The organism is Bacteroides sp. AM44-19, from assembly GCF_003603395.1.
GTDB classification, from domain to species: domain Bacteria; phylum Bacteroidota; class Bacteroidia; order Bacteroidales; family Bacteroidaceae; genus Bacteroides; species Bacteroides uniformis.
On record NZ_QTNB01000001.1, the window covers coordinates 123,859 to 137,350 of the forward strand.

Below are 13,492 nucleotides of genomic sequence, written 5' to 3' on the forward strand. Positions count from 1 at the left end.
AGTCGGCAAAAGTACAAATTTTAAAGGAAATTTATTTGAAAAACAAATAGTATTTTTAATAGAACCGAAAACACACTAATCTACATATTCTATTTTAATCACAATCTTCCTGCTTTTAACAAGTTCCCCCTTTCCCCGAACAGAAGGCTGGTGAATGTCCGAAGGGAAAAACAAGAAGAAACTGCCGGCATCGGCAGAGTAGTGTTTTATCCGGGAAGAGGTATAAAAAGCAACATCCTTTTTTGAATTATACGCCTGACGTACTTCGATGTCACTTGCCAGCCCCATCTTTTCATTTCCCCAGAGTACATACTGAAGGTCGACAAAACGGAGGTGACTTTCAATATTCCCTTTCTCCACCTCTTTGGGAATGTATTCACTGACCGTAGCCCAGCATTTCCCCTCCAGAATGACATGGTTGCCAATGGACAGCGCTTCCAAATCATGTTCGGCAAGAAAGCGGAATGCAGCATCCCAGACATCCTTGTTCTTATGATATTGGCAGGCAAATTCAACAGCATTGACTGATTTATGGGGAGAGACAGTCCAGCCATTGGACCAAACGGCACTTTTCATCCATTTCTTCGCATTTCCGGAAGTCCACTCCGGACTTGTCTGTGCTGATAAATACATACAAAAGAGTATTAATGAATAAATAATTGATATACGCTTCATATTTTTTATTTTATCGTGAATTGAAACTGGTCATAAGATTCCGTACGCCATGCCTTGTCCTTGGTTTGAGGAGAAAAGCCGAAAAGCGGAGAATAGGTCCTGACCTGCACCGTATGTCCGTCGGGCAGGAATTCGAGCAGACGCAGCCAGCCGTCTCCCCCGTTTCCACTCATGCCGCCACCCAACGCCTGGCAGTTGAACATCATCTGGTGCACATCGTGTCCGGCTGCATTCTTGTCGGTACGGAATCCCGTGGTATAGTCCAACCGTTCATTCGGAGTGGCATAGTGTCCGCACAGCACAAGACGGATGTTGGCAGAAGGTTGCACCAGCTTCTGCCAGATGCCTTCGCCCGTATTGGACGGGGTTATCTTATAGCCTTCTTTGGTGATGCGCTTGCTGTCGAAGCCGGTAAGATAGGAATGGGTGATGAGAATCACTGTGTGGTCTTTGAAGCGTGGGGCAGCCACCAGTTCCCTTGCCCATGACAAGACCTCATCACGTGGGGCAAATTCAACGGCAATAATCAAAATCCTCCCCCAATGCTCGTCCGTTATCTCCATTGCGGCATTTTCCAGCGTAGGCAGGCCGTTTCTATTATTGGTTGCAGCCACGATGGTCTTTTTCCATTGGCTGTTGCGCTCTATCGGGAAATATTCCGGGAAACGGGTCATCGAGTTCTCCGAACGGGTGTAGCCGTAATCATGGTTTCCGGTAGAAATGAGATAAGGGACCTTGTTGTCCAACCGCCCGAAAGCCCGCGACACAAATGTCCACTGCTCCCGGCTCGTAAGATTCCCGAAACGCGGGAAGGGAGGTAGAATACATTCATTCTGGTCTACCAAGTCGCCCGTACAAAGCACCGCCTTTACACGGAGGGAGTCTATATGATGAGCGGTCCACGCCGTCATCAGCTCAAAAACCGGCTGGTTATAGTCATACTTCACGTAGTTTTGCGGGTCGCCCAGCAGGACGATGGAAAAAGAATTAGGATTGCACAAATGCTGCTGGTTGGTATTGACTTGTGCCCGGAGCTGGAGGAATGCCAGCAGGCATCCCAAACAAAGAATGATTCTGTTTTTCATGGTTGCGTACTGAATTGATAAATACATGTCTGTTTATAAAGGTCTCCTTCACGTAATACGATGGAGGGGAAATGCGGATTGTTCGGTGTATCGGGAAAGCACTGGGTTTCAAAGCAGACGGCGCTACGACGCGGATACACAGTGCCATGCATGCCCGTGAAGCCCGGCAAATAATTGCCGGTGTACATGATAAGCCCCGGCTCTGTGGTATAGATATCCATTCTGCGCCCACTGGACGGACTGATGCAGGTGGCGGCGAAAGAGAGCTCATGCAGCGCAGGTTTCTTCAAGACAAAACAGTGGTCATAACCGTGGCCGTTGAGCAGCTGCAAGTCTTTCCGGTTGATGCGTTCGCCTATGGAATGGTAGTCGCGGAAATCAAAAGGCGTATCGCCCACTGCCCTGACTTCACCGGTATTGTTCGTATTCATGTCGATAGGCAGGTAGAAATCCGCGTTTATCCTCACCAGATGGTCTTCAATGGAAGTAGTGGGAGTTCCCATGCCCGCCAGGTTAAAATAGGCATGATTGGTGGGACAGAACAAGGTGTCGCGGTCTGTCTCCGCCTCATAATCTATACGGAACCCATTGTCGTCCGTCAAGGTATACATCATCCTTACCGTAACATTGCCCGGAAAACCGGCTTCTCCATCGGCATGGAAATGCCGGAGGAGAAGTTGGTTTTCACACGGTTGCTGTGCTTCCCACACCACCGTGTGAAAACCGTTATCACCACTGTGCAGAGTATTAGAAACAGAGTTAAGCTGTAAGTGATAATCTTTTTCTCCTACACGGAAAGCGCCGTGCAATATGCGTCCGGCTACGGGGCCTATAGTAGCTCCTATATAATAGTCCTTGCTTTGCCTGCGGGCCTCTTCCAGCGTATCGAAGCCTATGACGACATTTTCAAACTTACCATGACTATCAGGAGCCATGATGGATAAGACGATGGCCCCGTAGTTCGTGACGCACATCTCCATACCGCTGCCATTGCGCAGTATATAAAGGCCGGTATCCTTTCCGTTGATTACGGACCGGAAATTATCAGGATTCAATCCCGTCAGGTTGGTCTTATCTTTCATACTTTCTAAACTTCGGGATATTCGTTGCACAACAGATGTTCGGCCGGAACATCCTCTTCTATCTGCGGGAAACGCCCCTTGGGGGTGAGGAAACGGTTGTCTCTCATGTCATCGTTCACTGTAGAGACTTCGCCTACCAGACAATGGTCGTCCTCGGCCCAGAAAGTATGGTAGAGATAAGGCTCATAACAAATGCTTTGTCCGGGAGCAAGACGCACCGTTTCTCCGGGAGCTACCCGTGTACTGACTCCGTCGATGGAAACGACAAGCGGTTCTTCAGTCAGCATTTCAGTTTCCTTGTCGGCCTTCCACAGACGCATGCAGAGGATTCCTCCACCCCGGTTGATGATGTCTTCCGTTTTCAGCCAATGGAAATGGGTGGGAGTCACTTGTCCGCAGCGGACAAACATAATCTTTTCACAATAGGGTTTGTCTTTCTTCTGCAGACTTCCATTACGGAGGGTTACCAGCGTCAGGCCGATTTTCAGGAAATCGCCCCAGCCGAAGTCGGTCAGGTCCCAGCCCATGGCTCTTTCCCGGATGTCATTACATTCCGGTCCTTTGGTCTTCCAGTCGTCCGGAGTCCAGTCCGCCCATGGAGGCAGCATGAAGTGGTACTTTGTCATAAATGCTTTGGCTTCGCGGATATATCGATTGATTTCACTGCGTTTCATATTTGTCTATTTTTTAAGGTGTTATACTTTTATTTCTTCAATAATTCTTTCAGCGGGATAGCCTGGAACTGAATGTCGGCTTGGCTCCCCTCATAAAAGATACCTATGGTATGCTCGTCAATGGAAGTCATGCAAGAGTACCCCGCCCCCCTACCTTCATCCAGCAACGTCCAATACTCCTCGGGCCAAGTTTGCCCGTCATCGAAACTCACCTTAATGGTAATGTTGTTACGGCGCTCTTTTGAATTAGGATTGGCAAAGAGTAATACATGACGTTCTTCTCCGTCTTCAATATAATCATGGCGCAGCAAGGATGCCTGGCAAGCCGGTTCAATGAGAGCTCTGCGCGACGTGGGATGTTCCGTCCACGTTTTTCCCAAATCGGCAGTGACGGCAATGGCCCGCCCATTACCTTCCTGACGTCCCCGGTTGCTGCGCTCACGCATGTTCAACATCAAGGAATGGTCTGAAAGTTCTACCACCTGACATTCGTTGGTATTGTAGTAGGCCGGTTCGCCTACGGTCCAGTTTTCGCCCTTGTCTTTACTCCACATGATTGTAGAGAACTGAAGCCCGTCTTCGTTCCGCCCCTCTACCGGAAATACCAATGTACCGTCTTCCATTGTGATGCCACGACCCGGTCCGGGAGCAAGCAGCCACCATTTTTCCTTTTTTACTTGGCGGGTAATGTTACGCGGCTCACTCCAGGTAAGTCCGTCGTCGGTACTCTTACTAATTAGGAATTGAGAACTTTGTTTGACACCATATCCCGGCTGAGAACCGTGCGCACGCCACTGATGGTTCCATACGGTCGAGGTATCGGTAAGATTCTCTATCCATTTGCCCGTCTTGGGGTCCAAGACTCCGTGCATCCATAACCCTATGACATAGAGGTCTCCGGTGAAATCATCCGACAAGATGCAACCATCACTCACTCCATTATATTTCTGAGGTAGCCCGCCCCATTCTTTCATATCCAGAACAGTCTGCATGGGTTGCCAAGTCCGCCCTCCATCTTCACTGCGATTGATGGCAATATCAATGTCGCCCTGCAAATCGTCATCTCTTTCATTGCGTGCATCATACAAGGCCAGCAAGGTACCTTTCGTCGAAGTTACCAATCCGGGAATGCGGGAAGTGTGTACCCCGTCCTGACCCGGCTGCCGCAGGGCCACTCCTATACGGAGCGGCTTTACTGCGGGCAACTGGCGGATGCCCACCAGCCCCAAGTCTGTCTGAACACTGCTGCATGAGATTTCAATCTTGCTTGTAGCCTGCGCCGCATCATCCCTCAGTCGGAGTGTCACCCAGCATGTCAGTGTATCTTCCTCTATCTGCCGGCCTACCTTAAAACTCAATTGTTTGTTCACCGTTTTGGCACTTGCACAAACCTGCCCACAATTCTCATCCAAGAACAGCGAAGCGGAAACGACATCACCGGAACGGACAGTTCCATCCAAAGTGAAATTTATCTTTTCCAACTGATATGCCACGCCGCTGTTCCTAATCAGACGCAGACACAATACCGGATTATGCTCCTTCAATGTCAACACCGGATATACCGGTTGCCGAATCTCCACCGTTATCTTATCCGTATAATTTTGGCATGCCATGATGCCCCAAGCAGACAAGACCAGTAAAAGTATAGTCTTATATCTCATATCATCCCAATATTTATTTGTAACCTTCCGTTTGTGTTATATTCGGATTAGTATTGAGACAAGCAGGAGCAATAGGCCACAAGGTAACATTCTTCTCCCCTTCACGCCCCTTCAAGGTCTCAATAAGCTCGAATTCCTTATTAAAGCGAAGGTATGCCCACCATGCTTTTGATTCTGCGACAAACTCTTTCAGTATTTCGCTGATAATGGCATTGTCTATGGCATCCTGAGTCCTTGCCGTGTAGTAGTTGTCTACCCCATAAGCACGCTTGGCCACTACATTCAGATTCTGCAAAGCGGCATCCGTATTTCCCAAGGCGTTTTCCACTTCAGCTTTCAAAAGATAGGCTTCGGCCAAACGATAGACGGGGACATCACTGTCAAAACTACGCGTATCATTGGCAAAGGAGCCTTTGAACTTCACAACCATCCTTTTAATCTGTACTTCTTCCGTCAGGAACTTATCCTCGAATACCCGTACTGAAACATCCGTACGCGTGTCACGTGCATCCTCAGCCAGGAAATCGCAATAGGCTTGCGTGGGCACAACATACTGGGCATGGGAACCGGCAGGAACCTCATCCTCGGTATATCCGGCTTCCCTCAGCCGGGTTCTGTCACCGTTAGGTGCCAGATAATAGGCGAAAAAGTTGGGGGATGTTCCCGGAGTCACATTTTCATTGACGATATAGGGCAATGTCCAGATAAGCTCAGAATTGGCTTCGTTGTTTAAATTGAAAATATCGGCAAACGTGGGAAGAAGCGCATATCCGGCTTTCAATACCGCATCAACAGAAGACTGCGCCGTACTCAGAGCCGCATTCCCTCCTCCCAGACGCTTTGCCTTCCATAAGTAATATTCAGTACGCAACATGTTGATGGCTGCCGGAGATGCCTTATGGAGAAGCTTGGAAGAAGCGGGCATCAACCTTAAAGCTTCTTCTATATCGGTTTCGACCTGAGCATATACTTCAGAGGCCGCCGTACGGCTGGGATACATGTCCTCCTGCTTTTCTGACTCAAAGCCGGAAGTCAGTAACGGACAGTCACCGAATACCCGCACCAGCGTAAAGTAGCAATATGCCCGTAGGAAATAGGCATTGGCCATCACTTCACTGCGTGTAGCTTCATTGGTGAAAGAGATTTCCGGAGTATGCTTCAGAATCAAATTTGCACTATTAATGGTAGTATATATGCTACTCCAATTTGTACCTGCATCACCGCTCAGCAATACGTTTGTACCCACTCTATTAAAAAACGCATCATTTACCGCCCCACTCTCATACCAGTTTGAGCGCAGCTCTCCATAGATATTGAGCAAATCGGAAAAGGCGGAACGGAATTGGGTATATGCTCCATTTACCGCACTCGTAGCATCGCTCTCCTCTGTCCACATGGACAAGCTGGTGAACTGGCTGGGCTGTATCACATTCAGGTCTCCATGACATGATGTAAAAAACGAGACCCCACTTATAAGAAGAATGCCGGATAATATTTTTATTTTCATAATTCTTATTTTTCGTATTAAACTTCTTTTATCACAAAGTAACTTTACATCCGATAGAGAACTTACGGATAGGCGGATAGGTATTGAAACTGCCGGAATAAGTGCTTGATGCACCTACTTCGGGCGAAAGGCCTATTACTTCCGTAAAATAATGCAGATTGTTTCCGGCCAGGGTCAATACCAGCCCTTTCAGACCAATCTTTGCCAGCAATGCCTGAGGCAGAGCATATTGCAGAGAGATTTCACGGATACAGAGATAATCTGCTTTCTGGGTGAAAACATCGGAGTTGTCCCGGAAATTCTTATTCAACTCATCGGAGTCATTGCCTGAGAAACGGGCATACTTGGCCTTACTCGGGTCATCCCCCACATTCCAGCATTTTAGGATTTCAGCAGGCAGGCTGGTGTTTCCATTCATGAAATTACACATCTGGCGTTGAAGATAACCATTGGAAATGGAGTGCCCCAAAGCAAAATCAAGATAGACATTCAAAGTGAAGCCCTTGTAAGTGAAAGTATTGTTCAAACCTCCGGTGGTATGGGGAATCGTATTTCCCAGCAGGAACATATCATTGCTGTTGATGATATCGTCTCCGTTCAGGTCTTTCCACTCATAGTCTCCGATAGTCTTTTTTCCGACACCCAGTTTCTGTTTCGTGGTCCAGTCCCAACCTTTGGATGAGGTGTCATAACGGGCATTGGCAGCCTGCTCGGGAGTTGTAATGATAAAGTCTTTCTTATATCCATAGAAACGCCCCAACGGTTCACCCTCGGCAACACCTCCGAATTCTTTGGTCGTGCCATCCTGCATTTTTACAGAGTATCCTCCCTGGCGGTTCTTGTCCCGTCCGTTTTCGGGCAGTTTAAGCACCTTGTTCTTTACGTAAGTAATGGTGAATTTAGATTCCCACGTGAAATCCTTCTTGACAATGTTACGTGTTGTTATTTCAGCATCGAAACCACGGAAACGTACTTTTCCAAGATTGGTAAGGATGGAACCGTATCCCGACGTATTGGGCAATACTTTGGAAGTAATCAGGTTATCCGTAATCTTATTAAAGTAATCGATACCCAGAATGATGCGGTTCTTGAACAAGCCTAAATCAAAACCTAAATCCAATTGTGTGGAAGTCTCCCATTCAAGAGCCTTGTTAGGCATGGCCGAAGAAACGGTCGCAGCACTTTGATCGTAACTGGTGGTAATGGCATACAATCCTAATGCATCGTAATAGCCGATGGAGTTGTTACCGGTCTGCCCATAACTGCCACGCCACTTCAAATTACTTATAAAACCGATATTCTGCATAAAAGGCTCATCACTCATAACCCATCCGACAGACAATCCGGGGAAGAATCCCCATTGGTTGCCTTTGGCAAAACGGGAAGAGCCGTCCTCACGGAAAGTAGCAGTCAACATATATCTTTTCAGATAATCATAGTTCAATCGGCCGAAATAACCGATATTCACATCTTCCTGCTTGGTCGACGTTGCATCGGAATAAACAGAACCTCCGTTCAATGTCGGTATCTTGTCGGAGCTGTGTCCGGTAGTGGCAGCATACACATACTTGTACAAATATTGCTGATAGGAATATCCTACCATCGCACTGATGCTGTGTTTATCGGCAAACGTTCTTGTATAGCTGGTGTAGAATTCCAGTTTCTTCCGTTGCTCATCCGTCATGTTGGTAGTCGCCTTCCGCGTTCCATTCATCGGGTTGGCACGCATGAATGTATCTCCATGGCTGTTTTGCGTAAACAAAGAAGCGGTGCCCACAGCATGCCATCCTTTCAAAACTTCCCAATCAAGAGAGCCGACTAACCCCAAACGGTTGGTACGCTGATTGTTATCATTAAAATACGAGTAGAAGCTCGGATTCGGAGACGAAGAGTTTGGACCTGGCGTCGGGGTTCCGTACCATTCATTGTCAGACACCCAATATTTACGTTGAACAGCCGGGGTCATCAGTCCACGGGAAATCACCTGATACTGACTGGCATACTCTTCGCTATTCGTCTGGCTGTAATCTATGTTGCTACTGAAAGTCAGGTTCTCTCTGATTTTGGCAGTTACATTAGTACGGGCATTGAAACGGTCGAATGCCGTGCCTACACCTACACCGGAATCTTTCATATAGCCAATACTGCCCACATAGCTCAATTTCTCCGTACCTCCTTCTATCCCCACATAATAATTTTGCCAAAGAGCATTCTTGAAACAAGTACTGGCCCAATCATTATCTTCAAAAATCAAAGTCTTACTGGGATCCAACGGATCAGCCACAGACTTCCATCCTGCCGGAATGCTCTCTCCATCCCTCAGGTAACGGGTAGAAAACTTGGAAGCATCCGTATTGCCGGAACTATAAGCATATCCGTCAAGGTATAACTTTTCCGGACTGGGTCCGGAAGCCCAACGATCGCGCATGATAGTAACAGCTTGGGTAGCATCCAGATACTCAATCATCCGCTCCACATTCTCGTTTGCAAAGGAAGCCTCAAACGTCACTCGAGGAGCACCGCTTTTTCCTTTTCTTGTCGTAATCAGGACAACTCCATTCGATGCACGCGAACCATAAATAGCAGAAGAAGCGGCATCCTTCAAGACTTCGATAGATTCGATGTCATTGGGATTGATACCCGCTGTACTGCGCTCTACGCCATCAACTAATATAAGAGGAGAATTACTCTGACTGATAGATGAACCACCACGAATCAAGAACGTAGCCTCTGCACCCGGAGTATTGTTCTCATTGTACACGCGTACACCCGCAATTTTACCCTTCAGCCCTTCTCCCACAGTATTGATAGGAGTTGCCTTCAATGTTTCTCCATCCACCTTGCTGATGGCGGATGTTACGGTACGCTTGGATTGGGTACCATAACCTACAACCACCACTTCATCCAGCCCCATGGTGGTCGGTTCCATCCGGATGTTAAGAATCTTTTGATTAGTAATCAGGATTTGCTGTTCATCATAGCCCACATAGGAAAATACAAGAGTTTCCCCCTTGCTTACTTTCAGCTGGAAAGCGCCATTCATATCCGTAATAACTCCTCGAGTCGTACCCTTCACAGCGATGGAAACTCCTGGAAGAGTTTCACCAGTATTGTCCACTACTACACCTGATAGGTTAAATTCTTGTGCCCAAAGCAAAAATGGGCAAAATAGTAGAAAAGTTATGAGGTGAAAATGAAATATTTTTCTCATCTTTGTTACGATTTTAATAATAAATTGTTTCAGTAATTTATTTAAGGGGAAACGGGAAGTGCCAATACTCGTTTCCCCTCCCTTTTCGGGGGTCAAACTTAAGTTGGCCAATGAGTTTTTTCATTGGATGTATTGTTGCAATATCTCCATAGGCAATCGTTTTTAGTTAATTAATGTATTTGAAGAATTCCGTATTTTTCAATTCGTTTCTTGTCTCCTCCAGCTCTTCTTCAGAACAAGGAGCTATCGGCAATCGACATGGTCCACAGTCTATTCCTGCCAGTTTCATGAATATCTTACCAGCTCTGACTCCTCCCCCATGCTTTATCAGCACATCAATGATTTCAACAGATTTCCATTGCATTTCACGGGCTGTTTCAAGGTCTCCCTTTTCCATGGCTTCCATCACAGCTTTGTATATACCCGGAACATAGTTGTAGGTACTGCCTACGGCAGCCTTAGCTCCAACCGACAATCCGGTAATCAGTATCTCATCAAAACCGTGCAAGACTTCGAACGCCCCACCGTCCGCATGAATGCACTGCTGCATCTCCATCAGGTTGTTATGAGTAAACTTGACTCCCACCAGATTGGGAATTTGCTTCTTGCCCTCTATAAGGAACTTGTGTACCGGCAAGGAAACCCCGGTTATGGACGGCATGTTATAGTAATAAAACGGCAAGCGGGAAGCCGATGCAGCTATCGGCTTGAAAAAACCTATCAGCTCATCTACAGAACCGGGCTTGAAAAAGCAGGGCGCCATGGCTGCTATCATATCAGCTCCAATAGCTTGCGCATGGGCTGCCAGCTCGGCACACTGAACCTGCGACATGCCACCTACATGCACTATCACTTTCAGTTTTCCCTTGGCTGCCTCCATCCATTTTTCCGCAACAGCCTTTCGTTCTTCAGTTGTCAGAGAAACGGATTCTCCCGTCGTGCCACAAATAAACACTCCCGTCACACATTTCTTTTGCATCAGAAACTCTGCATACGGCCCGATCACCTGCAAATTTAAGGAACCATCTTCGTGCATTGGCGTAAATGGTGCAGCGATTAATCCTGTTAAAAGTCGTTTGTTCATAAATAAAATTATATTATAATTAATGATAGGTTCAAACCTATTTTTTCTTAAAGAACAAGCTTGCCAGATAACCTATGACAAAACATGAGATAAAGCCGGATGCCGTGTACAAAAGCAAATGGAACGTCTGGAATCTGGCAACAAACAATTGTACGATGATACTTGCGACTATACCAATGATTGCTCCTCCGGAATTGGCGCGTTTGGTAAGCATGCCCAACATGAACAGTCCTCCCATACTGCCCAATATGAGCCCGAGTATCTTGTTAAATTCGTCCCACAATGAAGCGATATTCCATGTTGCCATAAGAAAAGCAAAAGATAGACTAATGATTCCTATCACACAAGTTGCCATACGTGCCGCATGCAATTCATTGCCACCCTCTCCCTTATGAAAGAAACGTGAATAAATGTCTACTATATAAGCTGTGGCTGCCGAATTCATACTGCCGCTCAAAGTGGACATTGCCGCTGCGAAGATGCCCGAAATAAGCAGCCCTACAATACCGACCGGCAATTGGGTAAAAATATACCACGGAAAAATGGCATCGCCGTTAGGAATACTGATACTCAGATTCTCAGGATACACTTTGTAATAGGCATAAAGCGCAGTGCCTATAAAGAAGAAAATCAGTGTGGCGGGAACAGTCAATATCGCATTGGTCCATACACTCTTCCGTGCCTCTTTCATCGAAGAGGTAGTGAGATAGCGCTGCACCATACTTTGGTCCGTCCCATAGGTGGTAAGATGGGTAAAACATGCGGCAATAATGACGGTCCACATCGTAGCATCCTTCAAGTCAAAGTTCGTCGCTCCCAAATCGAACTTACCGTTTGCCACGGCAATATCAATCGTTTCACCCAATCCGCCGGGAAGAGAACACGAGATGTATATCACTGCAAATATCGCTCCTCCCAACAGTATAATTACTTGAATGGCATCTGTCCATACAACCGCCTCTATTCCCCCTATCATTGTATATAGAATACTACAGACTCCCATAATACCGATACATAGGAATATATCCAATCCAGTCACCACATTCAAAGCAATGGAGGGCAGAAAAAGCACAACGCCCATACGCCCTACCTGGAAAATAATAAAGGCCAGACTGCAAATAACCCGGATAAAGACATTGAAACGTATCTCCAGATATTCATAGGCAGTCGTTATATTCAATCTCCGGAAAAAAGGAATAAAGACATAAACAATGACGGGGGCAACAAACACAATACCGGTATTGAACAACACATAACTCCAGTTAGTGGCATATGCCTTGGAGGGTATAGCCATGAAGGTGATGGCACTCAACGCGGTTCCGAAAAGACTCAGCCCGGCAGCCCACCACGGAATGCGTCCTCCACCCTTGAAATAGTCATTCGTACTTTTCTGGCGCCGTGAAAAGTAAATTCCAATTCCGGCCAATACGGCAAAATAACCGATAATCACAAGGATATTGACAAGTCCCAACCCCTTTTCCAAAGGAACAATATCCCCTTGAAGGCTGTACAGTCTATTCGTTCCGGAACTGGCATTGCTACCGAGTATAACGAAGGAACGGTTTCTTTGCAAGACTTGCATGGTGTCATAGGTACCTGGAATACATTCAGACTTGACAAGAGTCTGCGTAATTGTATGGTATTTCCATAAAGCATTCTCTTTTTTAAGATGCTGTGTATCTTCCGGCTCTTTCTGAAAAAGAAGTATATGGTTGGCTCCGCTGGCGACAGCAGCACATATTCCTTTCGGAAAATCCGAACCTAATGAACTCCATTTACCCAATTGGGGGTTATAGACATATCCATCAGTCAAGCAAGAAGACAACCCTTCTTCCGTTTCCGTCTGTCCACCCAATAAATACAGACAAGGGGAAACGCCGTTGTTCTGTACCACGAGAATTGCATCTTCCCGGACGCATCCCGGATAGCCCGGTAGTTCTTTCCATCCTCTGGACTTGTTCGACAAGTCCAGCACAAAAAAAGAATCCGATAACCTGGACGGACTTACCGACTTCCTGCCTCCAAACAAATATACCTTATTGTCCAGTAGTGCTCCTGCCGCGTTAGACAACGGAAAAGGAAGTGGCGGCCAATCTTCCGAAACATTCAGTTTGCCCTGCTGCATTGTGACAAAAAATACATCTTCGTAGCATTGGGAAGAATCACGCCCTCCAATACACAAGATACCGTCAGAGAGTGTTATGGAAGCGCCATAAGCCAACGGCTTGGACAACACATCTTCATACAAAGCGAATCCGGCATTTTCAGAAAGGCATACCGCATTTCTTCCCCATCGGCTATAATCGTCGGAAGTGCCGCCTGCCAATACAATTTGTCCGCCAAGTACTCCGGAAAAGAGCCCCAAAGTGTTGTGGTCCTCATTAAAAACACTCTCGTTGCCCCACTTTATCTGCTCAGAATGAGAAGCATCTGCAGCTCTTAGGCTTTGCCCCCAAAACAAACAAAGGCATACCAATGCAACACAATTATTTACAATCCGTGTCATTTGTCAT

Annotated in this window: 9 protein-coding genes; all 9 read right to left on the reverse strand. The window is 46.7% G+C overall.

Annotated features, from left to right (window positions below):
• Nucleotides 1-75: 75 nt before the first annotated feature.
• The 9 genes from DW947_RS00675 to DW947_RS00715 all read right to left on the reverse strand — a co-directional run bounded on the left by DW947_RS00675 (nt 76) and on the right by DW947_RS00715 (nt 13,485).
• A complete protein-coding gene (locus DW947_RS00675; protein WP_016273675.1) occupies nt 76-633 on the reverse strand; it encodes a YhcH/YjgK/YiaL family protein in 558 nt (185 codons plus the stop codon).
• A gap of 47 nt (nt 634-680) precedes the next feature.
• Nucleotides 681-1,760 carry a metallophosphoesterase gene (locus DW947_RS00680; protein WP_016273674.1) on the reverse strand — a complete coding sequence of 360 codons (1,080 nt, stop codon included), beginning with the start codon at nt 1,758-1,760 and terminating at the stop codon, nt 681-683.
• Nucleotides 1,757-2,842, reverse strand: coding sequence for an aldose epimerase family protein (locus DW947_RS00685; protein ID WP_005829232.1), 1,086 nt, complete (start codon nt 2,840-2,842; stop codon nt 1,757-1,759). The genes DW947_RS00680 and DW947_RS00685 overlap by 4 nt, the downstream gene beginning before the upstream one ends.
• Nucleotides 2,843-2,847: 5 nt before the next feature.
• Complete coding sequence (locus tag DW947_RS00690; protein ID WP_119958413.1) at nt 2,848-3,516, reverse strand: D-lyxose/D-mannose family sugar isomerase; 669 nt, start codon at nt 3,514-3,516, stop codon at nt 2,848-2,850.
• 29 nt (nt 3,517-3,545) lie between these two features.
• The gene (locus DW947_RS00695) at nt 3,546-5,177 is read right to left on the reverse strand and encodes a sialidase family protein (RefSeq protein ID WP_119958414.1); all 1,632 of its coding nucleotides are present in this window, start codon (nt 5,175-5,177) and stop codon (nt 3,546-3,548) included.
• Nucleotides 5,178-5,190: 13 nt separating this feature from the next.
• The gene (locus DW947_RS00700; RefSeq protein ID WP_119958415.1) at nt 5,191-6,684 is read right to left on the reverse strand and encodes a RagB/SusD family nutrient uptake outer membrane protein; all 1,494 of its coding nucleotides are present in this window, start codon (nt 6,682-6,684) and stop codon (nt 5,191-5,193) included.
• A gap of 31 nt (nt 6,685-6,715) precedes the next feature.
• Nucleotides 6,716-9,895, reverse strand: a complete 3,180-nt coding sequence (locus DW947_RS00705; RefSeq protein ID WP_005836952.1) for a SusC/RagA family TonB-linked outer membrane protein — start codon at nt 9,893-9,895, stop codon at nt 6,716-6,718.
• 166 nt (nt 9,896-10,061) lie between these two features.
• A complete protein-coding gene (locus DW947_RS00710) occupies nt 10,062-10,979 on the reverse strand; it encodes a dihydrodipicolinate synthase family protein (protein ID WP_005829247.1) in 918 nt (305 codons plus the stop codon).
• Nucleotides 10,980-11,016: 37 nt separating this feature from the next.
• The gene (locus tag DW947_RS00715) at nt 11,017-13,485 is read right to left on the reverse strand and encodes a sodium:solute symporter family transporter (protein ID WP_087332473.1); all 2,469 of its coding nucleotides are present in this window, start codon (nt 13,483-13,485) and stop codon (nt 11,017-11,019) included.
• Nucleotides 13,486-13,492: the final 7 nt, after the last annotated feature.

Coding starts and splice junctions, on each gene's coding strand:
- DW947_RS00675 (WP_016273675.1), bottom strand. CDS start 633: ATGTATTTATCAGCACAGACAAGTCCGGAGTGGACTTCCGGAAATGCG.
- DW947_RS00680 (WP_016273674.1), bottom strand. CDS start 1,760: ATGAAAAACAGAATCATTCTTTGTTTGGGATGCCTGCTGGCATTCCTC.
- DW947_RS00685 (WP_005829232.1), bottom strand. CDS start 2,842: ATGAAAGATAAGACCAACCTGACGGGATTGAATCCTGATAATTTCCGG.
- DW947_RS00690 (WP_119958413.1), bottom strand. CDS start 3,516: ATGAAACGCAGTGAAATCAATCGATATATCCGCGAAGCCAAAGCATTT.
- DW947_RS00695 (WP_119958414.1), bottom strand. CDS start 5,177: ATGAGATATAAGACTATACTTTTACTGGTCTTGTCTGCTTGGGGCATC.
- DW947_RS00700 (WP_119958415.1), bottom strand. CDS start 6,684: ATGAAAATAAAAATATTATCCGGCATTCTTCTTATAAGTGGGGTCTCG.
- DW947_RS00705 (WP_005836952.1), bottom strand. CDS start 9,895: ATGAGAAAAATATTTCATTTTCACCTCATAACTTTTCTACTATTTTGC.
- DW947_RS00710 (WP_005829247.1), bottom strand. CDS start 10,979: ATGAACAAACGACTTTTAACAGGATTAATCGCTGCACCATTTACGCCA.
- DW947_RS00715 (WP_087332473.1), bottom strand. CDS start 13,485: ATGACACGGATTGTAAATAATTGTGTTGCATTGGTATGCCTTTGTTTG.